The following is a 20,623-nucleotide window of genomic DNA, read 5'->3' as shown; positions in this document are numbered from 1 at the left end:
CGCTCCCTGCTGCGAAATAAGGATGATGTTGAAAAACCCCGCCGGAGCGGTCCGGCGGGGTTCGTGTCGTTTTAGAGGAACTTCGCCACGACGCCGGTGGTGTCGATCATGCGGTTCGAGAAGCCCCATTCATTGTCGTACCAGCTGAGCACGCGGACCAGCGTGCCGTCGATCACCGCCGTTTCCAGGCTGTCGACGGTGGAGCTGCGCGGGTCGCCATTATAGTCGATCGACACCAGCGGCTCTTCCGAATAGCCCAGAATGCCCTTCAGCGGGCCGGCTTCCGAGGCGGCCTTCAGCAGTTCGTTGACTTCCTGGACGGTGGTGGCGCGCCTGGCGATGAACTTCAGGTCCACGACCGAGACGTTCGGGGTCGGCACGCGCACCGACGAACCATCCAGCTTGCCCTTCAGTTCCGGCATCACCTCTCCCACGGCGCGCGCGGCGCCGGTGGTGGTCGGGATCATCGACAGGGCAGCAGCACGGGCGCGGCGCATGTCCTTGTGAAGCTGGTCCAGCGTGTTCTGGTCGTTGGTGTAGCTGTGGATCGTGGTCATGAAGCCCTTTTCGATGCCGATGGCATCATGCAGGACCTTCGCCAGCGGCGCGAGGCAGTTGGTGGTGCAGCTCGCGTTCGAGATGACGACGTCGGCGGCGCTCAGCGTCTCGTGATTGACGCCGAAGACCACGGTCTTGTCGACACCCGTGGCGGGTGCGGAGATGACGACGCGCTTGGCGCCCGCGGTCAGATGCGCGCTGGCCTTTTCCTTGTCCGCGAAAATGCCGGTGCATTCCAGCGCGATGTCCACGCCCTGCGCGGCATGGGGCAGCTTGGCCGGGTCGCGTTCGGCGGTCACGGCGATACGCTTGCCGTTGATGATCAGGGCATCGCCGTCGACGCTCACCTCGCCGGCCCAGTTGCCGTGCACGGAGTCGCGCTTGAACAGCAGGGCGTTCGACTTGGCGTCGCCCAGGTCGTTGATGCTCACCAGTTCCAGATCATGGTCGGTGCGCGAAAGGATCGCCCGGGCCACCAGACGGCCGATGCGGCCGAAACCGTTGATTGCTACCTTCGTTGCCACTGCACTTGTCTCCCGGTTGGTTTGAATTTCAGTCGAGCGCGGCCACGATCTGCGGCGCGATCTTGGCGGCGGTCAGGCCGAAATGATCGTAGAGTACCTCCGCCGGAGCCGAAGCGCCGAACGTATCAATGCCGAAACGCAGGCCGGCGATGCCGACATAACGCTCCCATCCGAAAGTGGTCCCTGCCTCAATTGAGGCGCGAAGGACATGGTGCGGAAGGAGATCATCCTTATACGCCTGCGGCTGCGCATCGAAATGCGCCCAGCTCGGCATGGAGACGATATCGGCGCCGATGCCCTGCTCTTCCAGCAGCGCGGCGGTGGCGACGGCGATCTCGACCTCCGACCCTGTGGCGACCAGCACGACCTTGCGCTCGGCCGTCGCCGCCTTCAGGCGATAGGCGCCCCTGGCGGAGAGATTTTCGCCCGCCTTTTCGGTGCGAAGCTGCGGCAGGTTCTGGCGGGTCAGCGCCAGAACCGACGGGCCGTCTGCATCCTTCAGCGCCAGTTCCCAGCACTCTGCCGTCTCGACGATGTCCGCCGGGCGATAGACGTCCAGGTTCGGGATCATGCGCAGCGACATGACATGCTCGATCGGCTGGTGGGTGGGACCGTCCTCACCCAGGCCGATGGAGTCATGGGTCAGCACATGGATGGCGCGGATCTGCTGAAGCGCCGCGAGGCGAATGCCTCCGCGCATATAGTCGGAAAAGACCAGGAAGGTGCCGCCATAAGGAATGACGCCGCCATGCAGCGCCATGCCGTTCATCGCGCAGGCCATGCCGAACTCGCGAATGCCGTAATAGACGTAACGGCCGGCATAATCGTCCCTGGTCAGCGGCCCGGTCGATTTGGTCTTGGTATTGTTGGAGCCGGTGAGGTCCGCCGAGCCGCCCAGCGTTTCAGGCAGAAGGTCGTTGATCGCGCCCAGCGTCAGTTCGCTTGCCTTGCGAGTGGCCACCTTCTGCGGATTGGCGATCAACGTGTCGATATAGGCGTCGAGCGAGAAGCCTGCGGGCAGTTCGCCCGCCATGCGGCGCTCGAACTCGGCCTTCTGCGCGCTGGAGCCAAGGCGATCGGCCCAGGCCGCATGGGCGTCGCCGCCCCTGGCGCCGATGGCGTTCCAGGCGGCGGCAATGTCTTCGGGGATCACGAAAGGTTCGGCCGACCAGCCGAGGAACTCGCGGGCGGCAGCCACTTCGGCTTCACCCAGGGCAGAGCCGTGGACGCCCGAAGTGCCCGCCTTGTTGGGAGCGCCATAGCCGATCTTGGTGGCGCAGGCGATCAGCGAGGGACGCGGATCGGCCAGCGCTTCGTCGATGGCGCGGCGCACATCGGCCACGTCATGACCGTCGCAGGACACGACATGCCAGCCGGTCGCGGCATAGCGGGCGCGGACATCCTCGCTGCTCGACAGATCGACCGCCCCGTCGATGGTGATCTTGTTGTCATCCCACAGCACGATCAGCCGGCCGAGGTTCAGGTGCCCCGCAAGACCGATGGCCTCATGGTTGATGCCCTCCATCAGGCAGCCGTCGCCGGCCAGCACCCAGGTGCGGTGGTCGACCAGATCGTCGCCGAACTGGGCATTGAGATGCCGTTCGGCGATCGCCATGCCGACCGCGGTGGCGAGGCCGGAACCCAGCGGCCCGGTGGTCGCTTCCACCCCAGCCAGCTCGAAATTCTCCGGATGGCCGGCGCAGGGGCTGCCCAATTGACGGAAATTCGCGATATCCTCGATGGTCGGACGCGCATAGCCGGTCAGGTGCAGCAGCGAGTAGATCAGCATCGATCCATGGCCCGCCGACAGCACGAAACGGTCGCGGTCGGCCCATTTGGGCGCCTTGGGATCGAACTTCAGATAATCCTTGAACAGCACGGTGGCGACATCGGCCATGCCCATCGGCATGCCCGGATGGCCGCTGTTCGCGGCCTGCACCGCGTCCATGGAAAGCGCCCGGATGGCGTTGGCGAGGGACTTGTCGGAAACAGTCATGGAAGCGGCGTCTTTCCTGGCTTGTCTATGGCCCCCTGTTAAGGCCAGCGAATCGAAATTGCGCCCCCTTTGTCGCCTCCGGGACAAGGCGTCAACCACGGGTGGCCCCCAGGCTGCGCCAAGCCGCCGAATGACGGCTTTTGCGCGGTGAAAACTTTGTCTATGCGTAGGGCATGGCAAGTGACCGAATGATGCAGGCGATCCGGGCCCTGGAAGGCGCGATCGACCGGCTCGAACAGGATGTGGAGGGCCTTGTTTTGGCCGCACCCGACCCCGCCTCCGGCATCGACGCTGCGGCCGCCCGCGCGGCGCTGCGGTCGCTGGATGGCCTCATCACCGAGTTGAAGGGACAGGATGTGAAGGAGCAGGCAAGTGGCTGAAACCACGTTGCACATCGCCGGGCGCGTCTATGACCTGCGCTGCCGTGACGGGGAGGAAGCGCACCTGGCGCATCTCGCCAATCTGATCGAGCGCAAGGCGCGGCTGGCGCAGCAGAACACGCCGGGCCTGACCGAAGTGCGCACGCTGCTGTTCGCCGCACTGTTCCTGGCCGATGAACTCAACGAGTTGAAGCGCGAAGCGATAGGGCGGCAACAGACCCTGGCGCTGGAGCCGGAGGACGAGCCCGCCGTCCGTGCAGTCGAATCCCTCACCACGCGCATAGAAAAGCTGCGCGAGAGGCTTGTCGCCGCCGCGTCCCGAGCCTAAATAGGGAAGCGACGGGTACTGCGCGGTATCGAGCTTTAGCGAACATCCCTGAGGCGATAATCACATCCACGGGGGCTGTCCCTGGGCGGGCTCTGGCCCGATCTACATGGTTCCCACCTGACGTTGAGGCGTCAGAGGATTTTCCAGCACACGGCCGAGGCGGTCCCGTCACCCTTCCTCCCCCGGTTCAAGGCCACCGATGAGCGACGATACCGACAAGGCGACCCTGCGTGCCATCGCCCGGCAGAGGCGGCGCGCCTTTGTGGCTTCGCTCGATCCGCTGGCGCACCGGCTGGCCTTCAAGGTGGTTCCTTCGCCCCTGGCACAGCGGCTGGCGCAGGCCAGGACCGTGGCTCTCTATATGGGACTGGACGATGAGGCGCCCGCGCAGAGGCTGGCCGCGCCCTTGCAGGCCATGGGCAAGACGCTGGCACTGCCGCGCGTGCTGGATCGGCTGGGCAGCATGGATTTCGTGCACTGGAACCCGGAGGATCAGCTTTTCCCGGGCCTGTTCGGCACCAGCCATCCCGAACCCGTGGGCGATCCGGCGACGCCCGACGTCATCATCGCGCCCCTGGTGGGATTTGACCGGGCGATGAACCGGCTGGGCCAGGGCGGCGGCTATTATGACCGGGTGTTCGCCCGCTATCCCGATGCCTTGAGGGTGGGGCTGGGCTGGTCGGTGCAGGAACATGACGCCCTCCCCGCCGATCCATGGGACTTGCCGCTCCACCTGATCCTGACCGAAGTCGAACTGATCGAAGGATATGAGGAATGAACCCGGACCCACGGCCCGCCTACAAGCCAAGCTGGCGCAAGCCGGCGGGCATGTTCATGATCCTGGGCCTGATCGCGCTCTGGGCCGTGCTGGTGGGCAGCCTGTCAGGCCCGATCGGGCGGCTGCCGATGGTGGTGCAGGTGCCGGTTTACGTCTTTCTTGGGCTGGTCTGGATATGGATATTGCCGCTCAAGCGCCTGCTAGCCTGGATGGAGACCGGACGCTGGCGCGGTTTTTAGGCAATTTTGGGTGGAAAGCAGAACGGCGGGTTCCGACACGCTGACAGCAGTTAGCTGTCGTCCGCTTTTAATGCCGCTATGCGATCTCGCATCCAGTCACGCTTGAACGTCGCATAATTCGGGTCTTTTTGCCGAATGTCTGCGTCGTCTGCCCAGTGGCTCAATTGCTCCCAAGCATCCTTTTCCAGCGGGTCGAGGGCCAGCGGATTCGGCACGGCGGCGTCGAGTTCATCTTGCTCAATGTCGCCACCATCGGCGACGCGCTGAAGTGTCTCTAGCAGGTAGGTGCGAATGACCGTCATCGGGCAATCATATGGGTTTGTGGGACGACTGCAAATGGTCGGGATTGCGCTGGTGCCGCCATTAGGGATTATCCGGGTCGTCGTAACGCAGGGCAAGCAGGACCGAGATGCCATAGGCAACCGACAGCCAAAAAATGATCTGCCGATAGTCAGGAGTGATAAGCTCTAAGGCGTCGCCTATCTGCAATGCAATCACCACCCACAATATAGGGGCAAAGATGGTGATGAAGAAATATCTCGACGTGAGCGCCTTTAGAAATCGCCGCATGCAGTGACAGGTAAGCTGAATTTTCAATCAAGCCAACGGCAACTTTCGGCGGACGCTTAGGCTGGATTGAACGATCGCAGTTGGTCGCTTCCAGACCGTCTGTCATCCCCACCGTCCCTGACGGCCGCCGGGAATGATGCGTGACCCATCGGCCACAACATCCTCGAAAAACTTCCTATTTTTCCAACAGCCCGAAATTCAGCCTGTCCTATTTCACCCCGACCGGCCTATCCTCCCAGCCTCTTTGAAATGTCCGATACGCAACGCATACGCGCGCCCAGGCACGCGCGCGCATACACTGTGAACTTCGACGAAAAACGTCGGAAATCAGCCATTGTTGATGAACGAAAGGCGAAGGCCTCGTCCAACAGCATATCATTTTGATCTTGAAGAATGGCGCGAGTGACGGGGCTCGAACCCGCGACCTCCGGCGTGACAGGCCGGCGCTCTAACCAACTGAGCTACACCCGCGCAGGGCGGCATCTTGGCGTGACCCATGCGGGCCACCAGACGATGCTGATCTGGAAAACCTTCCGACCCTCCTGAAGAGAGTGGCGCGAGTGACGGGGCTCGAACCCGCGACCTCCGGCGTGACAGGCCGGCGCTCTAACCAACTGAGCTACACCCGCGTTCGGTGTGGGCGGGCATCTATGCGGCCCCGTTCCCCCTGTCAACTGCCTGCAACATCAGTTTCGCGGCTTTCGTCATTTTCTTTGCGCGGGTCGACCGTCAGCGTCCCGCGCTCGAACAGGAAACCGGCGATATCCGGGGTTCCGGCGGCCGACACGACGGTCTGGATGATGATCAGCAACGGCACGCCCAGCAAGGCGCCCGGCGTTCCCCACACCCATCCCCAAAAGGTCAGCGACACCAGAATCAGCAGGGGATTCATGGTCAGCCGCCGGCCCAATATCGTTGGCGTTATGACATTGGCCTCCACCAGATGGAATCCGACCTGCAAGGCCGCCGGCAGCAGCGCCTTCCACACATCGTCGAACACCATGAGCCCGCCGAGCGCCAGCAGCGCCGCCGCCAGCATCGGCCCGAAATAAGGGACGAAGTTCAGCAGCGCGACGATGCCGCCCCACATCAGCGGCGAAGGCATGCCGATCAGCCATAGCGCCAGCGCGACCGCCAGGCCGAGGCACAGGTTGATCGTCGCGATGGTGAGGACATAGGCGGATGTCGCGTCGACCACATTCTGGATCACCCGCGCGACCGCCATGGCGCCGTCGAAACTGCCCCGGCTGTTGATCGTCCGACGCCGCAGCCGCGTCCAGCCCGCAAGGAAGAAATAGATGATGAGCAGCGCGAACACCATCTGGATGATGGCCGCCGGGGCGGAGGTGGCCGCGAACTGAAGCAGCGATCGGGGCGCGTCCACCGCGGCCGTCTGCGCCGCTGCCACCGGGCCGGTCGCCAGCATCTGCACCGTCTCGTCCACGAAGCGCTGGAGCTGCGAATAGAAATCGATCAGGGGCGCGAGATTGTTCTGAATCTGGGGCAGACGCTCTGGCAGCAACCGGAACCAGTCGGCCGCCGGCACGACGATCAGCACCAGGGCCGTATTCGCCACCACCAGGAAGGCGATCAATGCCGTCAGCGCCGCCAGCGTGGATGGCACGCCTCGCCGCTCCATCCACTCTAGGAACGGCACCAGCGCAATGGCGATCACCAATGCGGCCGTCAGCGGCAGAAAAAATTCCGCCCCTTCCCGCAGGGCAAAGGGCAGCGCGAGGATCAGCCCGATGCCGGTCGTCAACGCTATCGACGCCAGCAATCGGTCCCGCCGCCGGTTGATCTCCTGCTGCTCCTGGGGTGTCACGCCTGAAAATGTCCTTGCCCGCCGCCCCGTTTCTGCACCGGCAGTTCCGATCCGTCAATTTCGAGCATCGTGCGGGAAAGCGGGAACCGGTTTTCGGCTTGAAAAGAGGCGGCAATGAAATCTGGAGCACGCGACCTGCGCCTGATTCAGCGCAGCGCTCCCCCGACCGGGCGATTTACATCAGCGAAACGGACGGATAGCAAGGGAAACAAGGTTTTAACCAAATCTTCGGCACCTGCTGCCACATTCGGCCACGCAACAGCATGGGGGACTGTGATGAAATCGGGGGCTTTGTTCATCGCCCTGGCCTGCGTGGCAGTGCCGGAGGCGGCGTCAGCGCGGCAGGACGTCCGGCTGGACCGGCAGATGTTCGTGGAACGGGTCAGCACCGACATCAACGGTCGCGCCCGCCGGGTGCTGGAAAGCGCCGATCGGGCGGGATCGGGCGACCAGCTTATCTTCGTCGTCAACTGGCGCAATGAGGGCAGCCGTCCGGTGCGCGGCCTGGCCGTCACCAACGCCGTGCCTCGCGGGACGCAGCTCGACCTCAGCGATCCGGCCATGCAGGTGTCTGTGGATGGCGGCGCCCATTGGGGCCGCATTGCCGACCTTTGGCTGCCGACGCCCCTTGGCGGCAACCGCCGGGCCGTGCCCGCCGACATCACCCATGTCCGGTGGACCGTGCCGGACGAAATCTCACCGGGGGAGAGCGGCCGGCTGAGCTATCGCGCTACCGTTCGCTGAGCGATATGGCGACCGGGACAGGATCGGCAGATCCGGCGCGGTCGCCTTTTTCTGAACGGGAGGAGAAACGGCTTGGAACCGCCCCTCCCGACATATCAATCCGCAAACAGCAGGACCGGCGTCTCCAGCAATTTCCGCACTGCCTGGACAAAGCTCGCCGCATCCCAGCCGTCGACCACCCGATGGTCGCAACTGATCGACAGATTCATGAGCTTGGCGGGGACCACTTCCCTGCCGCGGAAGACCGGCCGCTCGATGATGCGGTTTGGACCGATGATCGCCACTTCCGGCCGGTTGATGACCGGCGTGGTGGCCACTCCGCCTAGCGGCCCCAGCGAGGTCAGCGTCAGGGTCGAGCCGGACAGTTCCTCCGGCTTCGCCTTGCCGGCGCGCGCCGTGTCAGCCAGCCGCTTGATCTCCGCCGCGAGCTGCCAGACATTGCGGTCCTGCGCATCGCGGATCACCGGCACCATCAGCCCGGCGTCGGTCTGGGTCGCGATTCCCATGTGCACGGCGCCGTAGCGCGTCACCACCCCCACTTCATCGTCATAGCGGGCATTCAGCATCGGAAATTCGGGCAGCGCGCGGCAGATCGCGACGATCAGGAGCGGCAGCAGGGTGAGCTTCGGCTTGTCGCCGCGATGGGCATTCAGCTGCTCGCGGGTTGCCTCCAGCGCCGTGACGTCGATCTCCTCCACATAGGAGAAATGCGGGATGGCGCGTTTCGAAGCGGCCATGTTCTCCGCGATGCGGCGGCGCAGGCCGATGACCTTCACCTCCTCATCCGCCCGCCTTGCCCCGCGCCCGGCCGGGCGATAGCCCTGCCCCGATCCGTAAAGGAGGAAAGCGTCGAGATCGGAATGGCGGATATGATCGCCGCTCGGCTTCACCTGCGACAGATCGACGCCGAGTTCCCTGGCGCGCGCGCGAACGGCGGGGGAAGCCAGCACATCGGCCTTCGCCGTCACCCGTTCGTCCCGCGAGGGGGCGACCGAAGGAGTGGCCGAGGGAACCGGTGCGGCAGGCTTTCCTTCTGCGACGATCGGAGCAGGCTCGCTCTGCCCGTTACCCTTCCCCGCCGGTTTCGCAAGGGACGTCATGGCGGCTGGGGCCGGAGCCACCTCGGCACGAGGAACAGGCGCGTCGCCCTCTCCTTCCGTCTCGATCTCCACCAGCATCGATCCGATGGCGATCTGCTGCCCCGGCTCGCCGGCCAGCCGGACCACCGTACCGGCAACCGGCGATTCCATTTCCACCGTCGCCTTGTCGGTCATCATGTCGGCGATCGGCTGGTCTTCCTCGATCCGGTCGCCGACCTTCACATGCCAGCCGACAATCTCCGCCTCTGCGATGCCTTCGCCGATGTCCGGCAACCTGAACGTATAAAGCGCCATGACAGCCCCTCAATCCTTCAAAATCTTGTTGATGGCCTCGCGAATGCGCACCGGGCCAGGGAAATAGGCCCATTCCAGACTGTGCGGATAAGGCGTGTCGAATCCGGTCACGCGCTCGATCGGCGCTTCGAGATGGTAGAAGCACCGCTCCTGCACCAGCGCGGAGAGTTCCGCGCCGAAACCGCTCGTCCGGGTCGCCTCATGCACGATCATGCAGCGCCCGGTCTTGCGCACCGACCGCTCGATTGCGCCGATATCCAGCGGCACCAGCGTGCGCAGGTCGAGGATTTCCGCGTCGACGCCCATTTCCGCAACGACGTTCTCGACCACATGGACCATCGTGCCATAGCAAAGCACCGTCAGCGCCTCGCCCGAGCGGGCCACCCGCGCCTCGCCCAGCGGAATACGGTAATAGCCCGTGGGAACCTGCGCCTGCGCATGCCCGGACCAGCTTCTGGCCGGGGTGTCGTAATGTCCGTCGAACGGCCCGTTATAGATGCGCTTGGGTTCGAAGAAAATCGTGGGATCATTATCCTCTATGGACGCGATCAACAGGCCCTTGGCGTCATAGGGGGTCGATGGAATCACAGTCTTCACGCCCGACACATGGGTGAAGATACCTTCAGGCGACTGGCTGTGCGTCTGCCCCCCGAAAATGCCGCCGCCAAAGGGCGAGCGTACCGTCATGGGCGAGATGAACTCCCCGGCAGAGCGGTAGCGCAGCCGAGCCGCTTCGGACACAAGCTGGTCGAGCGCAGGATAGATATAGTCGGCAAACTGGATTTCCGGCACCGGCCTCAGGCCATAGGCGCCCATGCCCACCGCAACGCCGATGATGCCGCATTCGGTGATCGGCGTATCAAAAACCCGGTTCTTGCCATATTTCTGCTGCAGCCCCGCCGTCGCGCGGAAGACGCCGCCGAAATAGCCGACATCCTCGCCCATCACGACCACATCGGGATCGCGCTCCATCATCACGTCCAGCGCGCTGTTGATCGCCTGGATCATGTTCATCTGCACGGTATCGCCACGGGCTTCCGTCACAGCTTCGCTCATCATGTCGCTCACAGGCCGGCTGCCTTCCATTCGTCGAGCATTTTCTGCTGCTGCTCGCGCAGGTGCCAGGGCATCTCCTCGAACACATCCTCGAACATCGATTCCATCGGATGGTGGAGACCATGACCCAGAATGCCGTTCTTCTCCGCCTCCCGCGCAGCGTCGCGGACCATTTCGGCCAGTTCCCTGTCCATCGCAGCGTGCCGATCCTCGTCCCAGATGCCGAGCGCGATGCAATGCTTTTTCAGGCGCGCGATGGGATCGCCCAGCGGCCAATGGCTTGCCTCGTCAGCGGAGCGATAGGCGCTGGGATCGTCCGACGTGCTGTGCCCTTCGACCCGATAGGTGAAATGTTCGATCAGGGTCGGCCCCGCATTGGCCCGCGCCCTGTCGGCGGCCCAGCGCGTCGCGGCATAGACCGCCAGCGCGTCGTTGCCGTCGACCCTGAGGCCCGCAATGCCATAGCCGATGGCCCGCGCCGCGAAGGTCGTCGCCTCTGCCCCTGCAAAACCGGAAAAGCTGCTGATCGCCCACTGGTTGTTCACGACATTCATGATGACCGGCGCCCGATAGACGCTGGCGAAGGTGCAGGCCGAATGGAAGTCGCCCTCCGCCGTCGATCCTTCCCCGCACCAGGTTGCCGCGATCCGCGTATCGCCCCGCGCCGCGCTGGCCATGGCCCAGCCGACCGCCTGCGGATATTGCGTGGTGAGATTGCCGGAGATGGAGAAGAACGCGGCGTCCCGCGCTGAATACATGATCGGAAGCTGGCGGCCCTTCAGCCGGTCGCCCTTGTTCGAATAGATCTGGTTCATCATGTCGATGATCGGCCAGCCCCGCGCGATCAATATCCCCTGCTGGCGATAGCTGGGGAAGCACATGTCGTCGCTCGCCAGAGCCGCCGCCGCGCCGATCGACACTGCCTCCTCGCCGGTCGACTTCATGTAGAAGCTGGTCTTGCCCTGCCGCTGCGCCCGGAACATGCGCGCGTCGAACGCCCGCGTCAGCGCCATGGCCCGCAGCATCCTGAGCAGCGTCTCAGGCGGCAGTTTCGGGTCCCAGGGGCCGACGGCGGCGCCATCTTCATCCAGCACCCTGACCAGCCCATAGGCCAGGTCGCGCATCTCGCCGGGCTGGGTCGTTTCATCCGGTCGCGCCTGCGCGCCAGCGAGCGGGATATCAAAATCGCTGAAATCGGCGGTGTCGCCCGGCCTGAACTTCGGCTCCGGCACATGCAGCCGCAGCGGCGGCAGATTGCGTCCCGCCCCAGCCCTCGCCGCGTCCGAATCGATCCGGTCGCTCATCCTGCCTCCTTTGTGCATTGCAATATTATTGCTGACTGCAATTATTATATTACAACGCCGGTAAAGGCAAGCCTTACTGACCCATTCCGTCGCGTTTCCGCTCTGCGCTAAACAGCGACGGGCGCGGCGATATGCCTTTGCGGCGCGTAATCAAGGACCTCGAAATCCTCGATCCGATAGTCGAAAATGCTTGAAGGCCGCCGGTTGATCCGCAGCCGGGGATGGCCCGACGGATTTCGTCCGATCTGTTCCTCCACCAGATCGGCATGGTTGAGGTAGAGGTGCACGTCGCCACCCTGCCAGACCACCTCGCCCGCCTCCAGATCGCATTGCTGCGCGAGCATCCGGGTGATCATCGACAAGCCGAAGATGTTGAAGGCAAAGCCCAGCCCGAGATCGCAGCTCCGCTGGAACAGCAGCCCGTTCAGGCGCCCGTCGGCAACCTGGAACTGATAGGTCATGTGGCAGGGCGGCAGCGCCATGCGCGAAACCTCCGCCACATTCCAGCCCGTGAACAGCAGGCGCCGCGAACCGGGACTGGTCCGAATCGCCTCGACCAGGTCGGCGATCTGGTTATGCCCCTGCGCAGCCCGGCGGTAGAGCCCGTCCCCGGCCTCTTCATAGCGCGGCCAGTTCACCCATTGCGCGCCATAGACCGGCCCCAGATCGCCCCAGCGGGCCGCGAAGGCATCGTCCTCGATAATACGGGCCTCGAACGCGTCGCGGTCTATCTCCTCCCCCGTCGCCCTGCGGTAGCTGTCCAGCGGCCAGTCCGTCCAGATATGCACGCCCTGCCGCACCAGTTCGCGTATGTTGGTGTCGCCGGTCAGGAACCACAGCATTTCCCGCGCCGCGACCTTCCAATAAACCCGCTTGGTCGTCAGCAGCGGCACGGCCTCGTCAGCCAGCGAGAAGCGCATCGTCGCGCCCAATATGGATCGCGTGCCCACGCCCGTCCGATCGATCCGCTCATCTCCATGCAGCCAGATCTGCCGCATCAGGTCCAGATATTGCTGTTCATAATGGGGTGCGGAGGATGCCATGCGGACACTTTCATGATTCTGGCGGATACTGTCCCCCTGTAACGAAGCGACCAGCCGACGCCAAATGCTGCGAAACGGATGAGATTGCCCGCGCTTCACTCGAAAAGGGACCAGCCTTCCCCTACCGGCCGCGTGGCGCAGGCCCATTCTGCGCGCCATGCGCGAACCTGCTTCCCTCAACCTGCTCGTCCTGGATGACGAATGGCGTGCACTCCATCGGCTGCCCGTAGACCTAGACTGGCAAAGGACAGTGGATGCGCTGCTGCGGTGGGACAGCCATTGGCTGGCGATCGAGCAGCAGCGGCCCGGCAGCCCCCTTCCCTGCTGGACCGACATCCGGCTGACCCGGACCTTGTCGAAGCGCCTGCGACCGATCGAGATCGCATTGGCTGACCATGTCATCCGCACCGGGAAAGGCCGGTTCAGCTTCCGCCAGGCCGGGCTTTTATAGCATGCCCCAAAAAAAACGCGTCGGCCGCTTGCCAGCCGGAAAAGCCGCCTCTATAGGCTGCGGCCTGCCCGGCGGGACCGCCTTTAAACGGACCCGCCATCGGTCGGGGAGTAGCTCAGCCTGGTAGAGCACTGTCTTCGGGAGGCAGGGGCCGGAGGTTCGAATCCTCTCTCCCCGACCAATATTTCTATCAGAAAATCGGCGACTCTCCGCGACCACATGCTGTCACAGCAAAATCCGTCTCTGACCTGCGCCATATCGCCAGCGCGTCCGCCTGTGGCCTTGCTGGGCGCGAGCGACCATAACCGGCGCAGGAACATAATCTGACGCGGTGCGCAGGCATGATGGCGGATTTTGCTTAGTATCGGTCGAGCTTCCCGTTACCATTACGCGCATGGAACCGAGAAGCTCTAGGCGGCAGCGCAACGCCCCTACCATCAATGATGTTGCCAAGCATGCGGGCGTGTCGCCCATGACCGTGTCGCGGGTCATCAACGGTGAACAGATCGTAAGGAGCGCCACCAGGGAAAAGGTGGAAGCGGCCATCGCCGCGCTCAACTATTCGCCGAGCGCCGCCGCACGCAGCCTGGCGGGCGGGGAAGACACCCGCATCAGCCTGCTCTACAGCAACCCGTCGGCTTCCTATCTGAGCGAATTCCTGGTCGGCAGCCTGGATCAGGCCAGCCGCAGCGGCGTGGATCTGGTGGTGGAGAAATGGGACGAGGAAACCGCCGTCGACACGGTCGTCGAGCATTTGCTGCGCGGCCGGATCAACGGCGTCATCCTGCCGCCGCCGCTGTGCGACCACCAGGCGATGAAGGATGCGCTGAAGGCGGCGGACATCGTGGCGGTCGCCGTCGCCACGGGCGAAGCGCCCGCCGACATGTCGGCCGTCAGCATCGACGATCATGCGGCGGCACTGGCGATGATGCGCCATCTGATCGCGCTTGGGCATCGGCGCATCGGCTTCATCAAGGGCCACCCGAACCAGAGCGCCAGCCGGCGCCGCTTCGAAGGCTATGGCGACGCGCTGGTCGAAGCGGGCATCACGCCGGACGAGACGCTGGTCCAGCAGGGCTATTTCACCTACCGCTCCGGGCTGGATGCGGCGGAGCGGATCCTGGCGCTGCCCGAGCCTCCGACCGCGATCTTCGCCAGCAATGACGACATGGCGGCGGCAGCCGTGGCCATTGCCCATCGCAGCGGGCTGGACGTGCCGGGCGACCTGACCGTCTGCGGCTTCGACGACACGTCGCTGGCGACCACGATCTGGCCGGAATTGACCACCATCCGCCAGCCGATCAGCGCCATGTCGCGCGCGGCCGTCGAATTGCTGGTGAAGCGGATCAGGGCGCGCAAGGGCAAGTCGGACGAAACGCCCGCTCATCTGCTGCTCGACTATGAACTGGTCCGGCGGCAATCGGACGCCGTTCCGCATTGAATCCTTCGAGAAGGACGGCCCGGCATGACGTGCCGGGCCCGCGCGATCCCTATTCCCCGAACACCCGGCGGAAGATCGTGTCGACCTGACGGAAATGATAGTCGAGGTTGAATTTCTCCTCGATCTGCTCGGCCGGGAGCGCCGCCGCCACGTCCGCATCCGCCTTCAGCAATTCCATCAAAGATAGCTGGCCGTCCGATTCCCACACCTTCATCGCATTGCGCTGGACATAGCGGTAGCTGTCCTCGCGGCTCACGCCGGCCTGGGTCAACGCCAGCAACACCCGCTGCGAGTGGACGAGGCCGCCCATCTTGTCCAAATTCTTCATCATCCGCTCAGGGTAGACCAACAGCTTGTCGATGACGCCGGTCAGGCGGCCCAGCGCGAAGTCCAGCGTGATGGTGGCATCGGGCCCGATATAGCGCTCCACGGACGAATGGCTGATGTCGCGCTCATGCCAGAGCGCCACATTCTCCATCGCCGGCAGCGCATAGCTGCGGACCATGCGGGCAAGGCCGGTCAGATTCTCCGTCAGCACCGGATTGCGCTTGTGCGGCATGGCGGAGCTGCCCTTCTGGCCGGGCGAGAAATATTCCTCCGCCTCCAGAACCTCGGTGCGCTGAAGGTGGCGGACCTCGGTGGCGAGCCGCTCGATGGAGGAGGCGATCACGCCCAGCGTCGCGAAGAACATCGCGTGACGGTCGCGCGGAATGACCTGCGTCGACACCGGCTCGATGGCTAGGCCCAGCTTCTCGGCCACATGCTCCTCGACGCGCGGGTCGATATTGGCGAATGTGCCGACCGCGCCGGAAATGGCGCAGGTCGCAACCTCGGCCCGAGCCGAGATCAGCCGAGCCTTGCAGCGGCTGAACTCCGCATAGGCCTCGGCCATTTTCAGGCCGAAGGTGACCGGCTCGGCATGGATGCCATGGCTGCGGCCGATGGTGGGCGTCAGCTTATGCTCATAGGCGCGGCGCTTGATGACCTCCAGCAGCTTGTCGAGATCGTCGATCAGGATGTCGGCGGCGCGGCTCAGTTGCACGGCAAGGCAGGTGTCCAGCACGTCGCTGGAGGTCATGCCCTGATGCATGAAGCGGGCTTCCTCTCCCACCTGCTCCGCAACCCAGGTTAGGAAGGCGATGACATCATGCTTGGTCACGGCCTCGATGGCATCGATGGCGGCCACGTCGATCGCGGGATTTGTCGCCCACCAGTCCCACAGCGCCTTGGCGGCGGACGGCGGCACCACGCCCAGTTCGCCCAGTTTTTCTGTCGCGTGCGCCTCGATCTCGAACCAGATCTTGAAGCGGGCCTCCGGCTCCCAGAGGGCGGTCATTTGCGGGCGGGCATAACGGGGAACCATCGGGCGAATCCTGCGTGCATGAGTTGAAAGTCGATGCGCGGCCTAGCAGCAGCGCCTTTCGGGGGCAAATCAGCCGGAAAGGCGGAATGGAACCCACTGAATTCCCGTACTTCATCCCATTAATCGCAGCATCGGCGGCGAACCGATACGAATCGAAAGACCAGTGGTGCAACATGAACAAAAATTCAGGAACCACATGTTTTATTTGGCTATTGTCCAGGATGACATCAGACGGTGGATGTGGAGCAGGTGATGATCCGCGCATTTTTTCTGGCGAGCGCCCTTTTGGTTGCGCCATCGGCATGGGCGCAGGCGGCCGCGCCCCAGCAGACGGCTCCCGCCGCGCCGGAAGGACAACAGGCGCAGCCTGCGACATCGGGCGACGCGGTGGCGTCGATCGTGGACACGGAATTCCCCGCCTATGACCAGAATCATGACGGGCAGCTCGACAAGGCGGAATTTTCACGCTGGATGGTGGCGCTGAAGGATCAGGAACTGAAGGCGACCGGAAAATCCCTTCCCCCCGCAGAAGTCACCGCCTGGGCCGACGGCGCGTTCGTCACCGCCGATACCGACAAGAGCGCGACGATCAGCAAACCGGAGTTGATCGTCTATCTCAGCGGCGGCGCCGCATAGGATAAAATAGCCCGCCCAGGCGGGACAGAGCCCCGTGAGGGTCGCATCATGGGGCGGCATGGAGCGAAGGCCATGCCGCCTCTTTTTTTTGCCATTTGCAGGGCATGCGGGCATGCTGCGTCAGATATGACGCAGGTCGGGCGCTCCTGTTTTTCTGTCGCGCCACTGTAAGCGGAAAACCGTTCCCGCTTTCCCGCGCAATGCGTCAGCCGCGCTTCTTGTTCGCGTAGAGCAGCGCCGCGACGATCGCAGCCGATCCGATTCCGACGGCCGTCCCCATCCAGACGGCCTTGCCGGCTGATTTGCGCGCTGCGGAAGCCATGTCGGGCTTGGCGGTGGTGGAGCTAGGGGTTGCCGCGCCGCTTTCGGGCGCTTCTTCGATCGGCTTCGTCATGGTGATTCCCGATATGCAACAAAGCGTCGGCGCAGAAAAGGCGGATGCGGCGAAAATCCGTCAGAGTATCCAGCGCCGGGCTGGATCGGCCAGAATTTACGCTGCGCGCCTAATGCGACGGCAGCACCTGATGCGCTTCGCCCCAGCCGCGCAGGTTTCGGGAGGATTGGCGATCCAGCAAAAGTGCGACATCCTTCACGGTGAAGTGGGCCGCGCTCTCAATCCCGTCCAGTTCGTCCCAGGTGACCGGAGCCGCGACGGAGGCATGTTCGCGGGCGCGCACCACATAAGGAAGCACCGCCGTCGCGCCGCGCTGATTGCGCAACCAGTCGATGAAGATGCGGCCCTTGCGCTTCGCCTTGCTCATCGTCGCGGTGAAGCGATCCGGTTCCTGGACGGCAAGAGCGCGGGCGAAGCGGTCGGCGAAATCCTTGACCTCCGGCCATTGCGCCTGCGGCTTCAGCGGCACGACGACATGAATGCCCTTGCCCCCCGACAACATGGCAAAGCTGGTGAGGCCCAGATCCTCCAGCGTCCGCCGAATGTCCCGCGCCGCCTTCTTCACATCCTTGAAGTCCAGCCCTTCGTCCGGATCGAGGTCGAATATCATGCGGTCCGGCCGCTCGACATCCGCGATGCTCGAACCCCAGCCGTGAAATTCGATCGCGCCCATCTGGACGCAGGCCAATATGCCGTCGCCATCCTCTATATAGAGATAATCCTCCTCATTCCCTTCCTTCTCGCGGATCGGCACATGTTTGACATGGTCGCCGAAACTGCCGCTGTCATGTTTCTGGAAGAAGCATTTCTTCGCTCGGCCCTGCGGACATCGAACCAGGCTGATGGGCCGATAGGCGATCCAGGGCAGCATCACGCTCCCCATGCGCGCATAATAATCGGCCAGTTCGCCCTTGCTGATCTTCGCCTCCGGAAAGATCAGCCGGTCGGGATTGCTGATCCGGATCGAGCCTTGGGCTTCGGGTATCTCCATCATTTCCTCGCGCTCAACCTCGTTGGCTGCCTTGTCCTCGCGAAGACCCAGAAAACTGGCATGTCGGACGACATTGTCCGCCGTGAATTCTGCGAAGGCGACTTCCGCCACCAGATCGGGTCGGACCCATCGGGCGCCCCTGCTTTCGCTGCGCGGCACAGGGAGCGCGGCGGTCTTGCGCTCCCGCTTGCCCAATAGCGCGATCAGTCCGGCGCTGTTGGCGGCGTTGAACCCCGTGCCAACCTTCCCCGCATAGACCAGCCCAGCTCCTTCCCGCTGACCGAGCAGCAGGTTGCGGATGGACCGGCCGGTCGCGCTGCTGGGGGTCCAGCCGACAATGACGAATTCCTGCCGGCAGGTGCATTTGACCTTCAACCAGTTCTTCGTGCGTGCACCCCGATAGGGAGCGTCGGCACGCTTGGAAATGATGCCCTCCTGCCCTGCGTCACACATCGCCTGATACAGCCTTTCGCCTGCCCCGACCACATGGTCCCCGACATGGACATGCGCGGAACCGTCGCCCAGGAGGGCGGCCAGCTTTTCCTTGCGGCTGACATTGGGCATGCCGGTTAGGTCCTGCCCGTCCAGATGGAGCAGGTCGAAGGCGAACAGGTGCAACGGCGCCTTCCCCTCCCCCTTCAAGGCCTGTTGAAGCGTGGAGAAATCCGGGTTCCCTCCGCTGTCTAGCGCAACGATCTCTCCGTCGATCAGGGCGCCCGGAAGGTTCATCGCTGCTATTTCCGCGGGAAGCGGTGCGAACCGATCCGTCCAGTCGAGACCAGATCGGGTGAACATCCTGACATGCTCGCCGGATGCTGAAACCAGGCACCGATAGCCGTCATATTTGATCTCGTGCATCCAGCCATTGCCCGTCGGCACGGCGTCGACCAGCGTCGCCAGTTGCGGCGGCCGAAAGGCTGGCAGGCCACTCTTTCCCGGCCCTCGTTTTCCCAGCCCAGTCTTTCCCGACAGAGCGCGCCGCTTGACGGGAACGGCGCGATCCGCCTGCGCCATGGCCGCGTCAAATGCCTTCCCCTTCTTCCCCTTCAGCGATGTGGCCGGCGCACCCGCTGCGATCTCCGCCATGGTGCGTCCGCTCTTGATGCTGGTCAGGTTGCGGGCAGTCAGATCGTCCGCGCTGCCGGCATGGCCATCCTCGACCTTGCGCAGCAGCCAGTTTTCGCCCTTCTCCCGGCCCCGCGGCTTCAGCCGGATCAACAGCCATTCGCCGCGCATCCGATGCCCATGCAGGATGAAGTGGAGATGGCCATTTTCAAGGTCGCGGGCGCTCTTTCCGGGAATCGGCTCCCATATACCCTCATCCCAGAGCATGACGGTGCCGCCGCCATATTCCCCCTTGGGAATCGTCCCCTCGAATGTCGCATAGGACAGGGGATGATCCTCCGTACGGACAGCGAGCCGCTTGTCGGCGGGATCGATGCTGGGGCCGCGCGTCACCGCCCAGCTTTTGAGCACGCCGTCCATTTCCAGGCGAAAGTCGTAATGCAGGCGAGTCGCATCATGCTTCTGCACGATGAAGCTGTTGCCCTGGCTGCGCCCCCGCCTGCCCGCGGGCTCCCGGGTGCGAGTGAAATCGCGCTTGCGGTTATAGGCGCTGAGCGGATCAGCATTGGCCATGGCTCAGGCCCGTTTTCGGCTGGCCGGCCTTGCAGGCGCCTTTCGCGCCGCAGCCTTTGCGGGAGCCTTGGCGGCGGGGGCTTTCTTCGCCGCCGGTTTCGGGCCCGCCCCGGAAGCGCCCGTGCTTACCGATTTCTTGAGCGCCGCCATCAGGTCAATCACATTGCTGCCGCGCGCGGCCGTGCCTTCCTCCTGATCCTCGATGATACGGCGACCCTTCGACTTTTTCTTCTTTTCGATCAGGCGCTCCAACGCGTCCACATAGCGATCGTGAAAACTGTCGGGTTTGAAGGGCGCGGTCTTCTTCTCGATCAGCGTCTCGGCCAGATCGAGCAGTTCGCTATCGGGCTTCGCATCCTCTATATCGCGGAAATAGCTTTGGGCGCGGTTCACCTCATCGGCATAGCGCAGCGTTTCCAGCACCATGCCCCGGCCGCAAGGCTTCAAGGAGACGATATATTCCCGTCCCCGCATGGCAAGCTGGCCCAGCCCGACCTTCTTCGTCCGCCGAAGCGCCTCCCGCAGGACTATGAAGGCTTCCTCGGCCAGATCGTCTGCGGGGACGACATAATAGGGTCGTTCATAATAGAGCACGTCGATCTCGCTCGCGTCGACGAACTGGATGAGTTCGAGCGTCTTCTTGCTCTCCAGCTTGACTGCCTCGATCTCGTCGGGCTGCAGCAGCACATAATCGCCTTTCGCCACCTCATAGCCCTTGACGATGTCATCCGGATCGATGGGACCAAGTCCTGGCACCGTCTTTTCGTACCGGACCCGCTTTCCGCTAGGCTGGTGGATCTGGTGGAAGGCGATCTGCGCGCCGGATTTCGTGGCGGCGTAGATCTCCACCGGAATCGACACCAGCGCCAGGCGAATCTGCCCCTGCCAATATGCGCGAGCGGCCATGATCGTGCTGCCTCCTTTTCCAGGGGAAATGCGCGGATCAAGACGCAGTTCCCGGTGTACCACC

21 protein-coding genes and 3 tRNA genes are annotated in these 20,623 nt (G+C 63.8%); 9 read left to right on the top strand and 15 right to left on the bottom strand.

Annotated elements, in window-relative coordinates; genetic code table 11:
- Positions 1–71: 71 nt before the first annotated feature.
- Complete coding sequence (gene gap / locus ACN9MX_RS02510) at positions 72–1,082, bottom strand: type I glyceraldehyde-3-phosphate dehydrogenase (RefSeq protein ID WP_363735212.1); 1,011 nt, start codon at positions 1,080–1,082, stop codon at positions 72–74.
- Between the two features lie 28 nt (positions 1,083–1,110).
- Complete coding sequence (tkt, locus tag ACN9MX_RS02505) at positions 1,111–3,078, bottom strand: transketolase (protein WP_363825286.1); 1,968 nt, start codon at positions 3,076–3,078, stop codon at positions 1,111–1,113.
- 173 nt (positions 3,079–3,251) lie between these two features.
- Here tkt and ACN9MX_RS02500 point away from each other — a divergent pair, with 173 nt between their 5' ends.
- From ACN9MX_RS02500 to ACN9MX_RS02485, 4 genes are all read left to right on the top strand, one after another.
- Entirely contained in the window at positions 3,252–3,458 is a 207-nt protein-coding gene (locus tag ACN9MX_RS02500) for a hypothetical protein (RefSeq protein WP_363825283.1), read from the top strand.
- A complete protein-coding gene (locus ACN9MX_RS02495) occupies positions 3,451–3,786 on the top strand; it encodes a cell division protein ZapA (protein WP_363735218.1) in 336 nt (111 codons plus the stop codon). The genes ACN9MX_RS02500 and ACN9MX_RS02495 overlap by 8 nt, the downstream gene beginning before the upstream one ends.
- A 199-nt stretch (positions 3,787–3,985) precedes the next feature.
- Entirely contained in the window at positions 3,986–4,564 is a 579-nt protein-coding gene (locus ACN9MX_RS02490) for a 5-formyltetrahydrofolate cyclo-ligase (protein ID WP_363825280.1), read from the top strand.
- On the top strand, positions 4,561–4,803 hold the full coding sequence (locus tag ACN9MX_RS02485) for a DUF2842 domain-containing protein (protein WP_363735221.1): 243 nt from the start codon (positions 4,561–4,563) through the stop codon (positions 4,801–4,803). The genes ACN9MX_RS02490 and ACN9MX_RS02485 overlap by 4 nt, the downstream gene beginning before the upstream one ends.
- 50 nt (positions 4,804–4,853) lie before the next feature.
- Here ACN9MX_RS02485 and ACN9MX_RS02480 read toward each other — a convergent pair whose 3' ends face one another.
- The 5 genes from ACN9MX_RS02480 to ACN9MX_RS02460 form a co-directional block, all read right to left on the bottom strand.
- On the bottom strand, positions 4,854–5,105 hold the full coding sequence (locus ACN9MX_RS02480; protein ID WP_363825277.1) for a hypothetical protein: 252 nt from the start codon (positions 5,103–5,105) through the stop codon (positions 4,854–4,856).
- Positions 5,106–5,254: 149 nt separating this feature from the next.
- Positions 5,255–5,479 carry a hypothetical protein gene (locus ACN9MX_RS02475; RefSeq protein WP_363825274.1) on the bottom strand — a complete coding sequence of 75 codons (225 nt, stop codon included), beginning with the start codon at positions 5,477–5,479 and terminating at the stop codon, positions 5,255–5,257.
- 288 nt (positions 5,480–5,767) lie between these two features.
- Positions 5,768–5,844: transfer RNA gene (locus ACN9MX_RS02470), tRNA-Asp, on the bottom strand.
- An 81-nt stretch (positions 5,845–5,925) separates the two neighbouring features.
- A tRNA-Asp gene (locus ACN9MX_RS02465) sits at positions 5,926–6,002 on the bottom strand.
- Between the two features lie 41 nt (positions 6,003–6,043).
- A complete protein-coding gene (locus ACN9MX_RS02460) occupies positions 6,044–7,198 on the bottom strand; it encodes an AI-2E family transporter (RefSeq protein ID WP_363735223.1) in 1,155 nt (384 codons plus the stop codon).
- Between the two features lie 276 nt (positions 7,199–7,474).
- Between ACN9MX_RS02460 and ACN9MX_RS02455 the strand changes: the two genes are divergently transcribed.
- The gene (locus ACN9MX_RS02455) at positions 7,475–7,942 is read left to right on the top strand and encodes a hypothetical protein (protein WP_363825271.1); all 468 of its coding nucleotides are present in this window, start codon (positions 7,475–7,477) and stop codon (positions 7,940–7,942) included.
- Between the two features lie 95 nt (positions 7,943–8,037).
- Here the strand turns inward: ACN9MX_RS02455 and ACN9MX_RS02450 are convergent, their stop codons facing one another.
- The 4 genes from ACN9MX_RS02450 to thyA all read right to left on the bottom strand — a co-directional run bounded on the left by ACN9MX_RS02450 (position 8,038) and on the right by thyA (position 12,739).
- Positions 8,038–9,336, bottom strand: a complete 1,299-nt coding sequence (locus tag ACN9MX_RS02450) for a dihydrolipoamide acetyltransferase family protein (RefSeq protein ID WP_363825268.1) — start codon at positions 9,334–9,336, stop codon at positions 8,038–8,040.
- A 9-nt stretch (positions 9,337–9,345) separates the two neighbouring features.
- The gene (locus tag ACN9MX_RS02445; protein WP_363826582.1) at positions 9,346–10,350 is read right to left on the bottom strand and encodes an alpha-ketoacid dehydrogenase subunit beta; all 1,005 of its coding nucleotides are present in this window, start codon (positions 10,348–10,350) and stop codon (positions 9,346–9,348) included.
- Positions 10,351–10,400: 50 nt separating this feature from the next.
- Complete coding sequence (locus ACN9MX_RS02440; RefSeq protein ID WP_363735226.1) at positions 10,401–11,696, bottom strand: 3-methyl-2-oxobutanoate dehydrogenase (2-methylpropanoyl-transferring) subunit alpha; 1,296 nt, start codon at positions 11,694–11,696, stop codon at positions 10,401–10,403.
- Between the two features lie 107 nt (positions 11,697–11,803).
- Positions 11,804–12,739 (bottom strand): thymidylate synthase, encoded by a 936-nt coding sequence (gene thyA, locus ACN9MX_RS02435; RefSeq protein WP_363735227.1) that lies wholly within the window; start codon positions 12,737–12,739, stop codon positions 11,804–11,806.
- 157 nt (positions 12,740–12,896) lie between these two features.
- On the opposite strand from thyA, the gene ACN9MX_RS02430 reads away from it, so the two are divergent.
- From ACN9MX_RS02430 to ACN9MX_RS02420, 3 genes are all read left to right on the top strand, one after another.
- Entirely contained in the window at positions 12,897–13,190 is a 294-nt protein-coding gene (locus tag ACN9MX_RS02430) for a JAB domain-containing protein (RefSeq protein ID WP_363735228.1), read from the top strand.
- Positions 13,191–13,294: 104 nt separating this feature from the next.
- Positions 13,295–13,371 (top strand) — tRNA-Pro (locus ACN9MX_RS02425).
- 213 nt (positions 13,372–13,584) lie between these two features.
- Positions 13,585–14,631 (top strand): LacI family DNA-binding transcriptional regulator, encoded by a 1,047-nt coding sequence (locus ACN9MX_RS02420; RefSeq protein ID WP_363825265.1) that lies wholly within the window; start codon positions 13,585–13,587, stop codon positions 14,629–14,631.
- A 49-nt stretch (positions 14,632–14,680) separates the two neighbouring features.
- Here the strand turns inward: ACN9MX_RS02420 and purB are convergent, their stop codons facing one another.
- Entirely contained in the window at positions 14,681–15,994 is a 1,314-nt protein-coding gene (gene purB / locus ACN9MX_RS02415) for an adenylosuccinate lyase (protein ID WP_363825263.1), read from the bottom strand.
- A gap of 252 nt (positions 15,995–16,246) precedes the next feature.
- Here purB and ACN9MX_RS02410 point away from each other — a divergent pair, with 252 nt between their 5' ends.
- Positions 16,247–16,630, top strand: coding sequence for an EF-hand domain-containing protein (locus ACN9MX_RS02410; protein WP_363825260.1), 384 nt, complete (start codon positions 16,247–16,249; stop codon positions 16,628–16,630).
- Between the two features lie 205 nt (positions 16,631–16,835).
- Here the strand turns inward: ACN9MX_RS02410 and ACN9MX_RS02405 are convergent, their stop codons facing one another.
- From ACN9MX_RS02405 to ACN9MX_RS02395, 3 genes are all read right to left on the bottom strand, one after another.
- Positions 16,836–17,024 (bottom strand): hypothetical protein, encoded by a 189-nt coding sequence (locus ACN9MX_RS02405; protein ID WP_133651734.1) that lies wholly within the window; start codon positions 17,022–17,024, stop codon positions 16,836–16,838.
- A gap of 109 nt (positions 17,025–17,133) precedes the next feature.
- Entirely contained in the window at positions 17,134–19,653 is a 2,520-nt protein-coding gene (ligD, locus tag ACN9MX_RS02400) for a DNA ligase D (RefSeq protein ID WP_363825257.1), read from the bottom strand.
- Positions 19,654–19,656: 3 nt separating this feature from the next.
- Positions 19,657–20,559: a Ku protein gene (locus ACN9MX_RS02395; RefSeq protein ID WP_363735235.1), complete on the bottom strand. Its 903-nt coding sequence runs from the start codon at positions 20,557–20,559 to the stop codon at positions 19,657–19,659.
- Between the last annotated feature and the right edge of the window lie 64 nt (positions 20,560–20,623).

The sequence above is a fragment of the Sphingobium sp. R-21 genome (genome assembly GCF_049913335.1).
In the GTDB taxonomy this organism is placed as follows: domain Bacteria; phylum Pseudomonadota; class Alphaproteobacteria; order Sphingomonadales; family Sphingomonadaceae; genus Sphingobium.
This window is presented reverse-complemented; position numbering and strand designations above follow the sequence as displayed.

Excerpts from the sequence above, each read along its gene's own strand:
- ACN9MX_RS02405 (WP_133651734.1), bottom strand. The coding sequence starts at position 17,024 with ATGACGAAGCCGATCGAAGAAGCGCCCGAAAGCGGCGCGGCAACCCCT.
- thyA (WP_363735227.1), bottom strand. The coding sequence starts at position 12,739 with ATGGCATCCTCCGCACCCCATTATGAACAGCAATATCTGGACCTGATG.
- ACN9MX_RS02490 (WP_363825280.1), top strand. The coding sequence starts at position 3,986 with ATGAGCGACGATACCGACAAGGCGACCCTGCGTGCCATCGCCCGGCAG.
- ACN9MX_RS02480 (WP_363825277.1), bottom strand. The coding sequence starts at position 5,105 with ATGACGGTCATTCGCACCTACCTGCTAGAGACACTTCAGCGCGTCGCC.
- ACN9MX_RS02445 (WP_363826582.1), bottom strand. The coding sequence starts at position 10,350 with ATGAACATGATCCAGGCGATCAACAGCGCGCTGGACGTGATGATGGAG.
- ACN9MX_RS02430 (WP_363735228.1), top strand. The coding sequence starts at position 12,897 with ATGCGCGAACCTGCTTCCCTCAACCTGCTCGTCCTGGATGACGAATGG.
- ligD (WP_363825257.1), bottom strand. The coding sequence starts at position 19,653 with ATGGCCAATGCTGATCCGCTCAGCGCCTATAACCGCAAGCGCGATTTC.
- ACN9MX_RS02410 (WP_363825260.1), top strand. The coding sequence starts at position 16,247 with ATGATCCGCGCATTTTTTCTGGCGAGCGCCCTTTTGGTTGCGCCATCG.
- ACN9MX_RS02475 (WP_363825274.1), bottom strand. The coding sequence starts at position 5,479 with ATGACAGACGGTCTGGAAGCGACCAACTGCGATCGTTCAATCCAGCCT.
- ACN9MX_RS02440 (WP_363735226.1), bottom strand. The coding sequence starts at position 11,696 with ATGAGCGACCGGATCGATTCGGACGCGGCGAGGGCTGGGGCGGGACGC.
- ACN9MX_RS02485 (WP_363735221.1), top strand. The coding sequence starts at position 4,561 with ATGAACCCGGACCCACGGCCCGCCTACAAGCCAAGCTGGCGCAAGCCG.
- tkt (WP_363825286.1), bottom strand. The coding sequence starts at position 3,078 with ATGACTGTTTCCGACAAGTCCCTCGCCAACGCCATCCGGGCGCTTTCC.
- ACN9MX_RS02455 (WP_363825271.1), top strand. The coding sequence starts at position 7,475 with ATGAAATCGGGGGCTTTGTTCATCGCCCTGGCCTGCGTGGCAGTGCCG.
- ACN9MX_RS02395 (WP_363735235.1), bottom strand. The coding sequence starts at position 20,559 with ATGGCCGCTCGCGCATATTGGCAGGGGCAGATTCGCCTGGCGCTGGTG.
- ACN9MX_RS02420 (WP_363825265.1), top strand. The coding sequence starts at position 13,585 with ATGGAACCGAGAAGCTCTAGGCGGCAGCGCAACGCCCCTACCATCAAT.
- ACN9MX_RS02500 (WP_363825283.1), top strand. The coding sequence starts at position 3,252 with ATGGCAAGTGACCGAATGATGCAGGCGATCCGGGCCCTGGAAGGCGCG.
- purB (WP_363825263.1), bottom strand. The coding sequence starts at position 15,994 with ATGGTTCCCCGTTATGCCCGCCCGCAAATGACCGCCCTCTGGGAGCCG.
- ACN9MX_RS02450 (WP_363825268.1), bottom strand. The coding sequence starts at position 9,336 with ATGGCGCTTTATACGTTCAGGTTGCCGGACATCGGCGAAGGCATCGCA.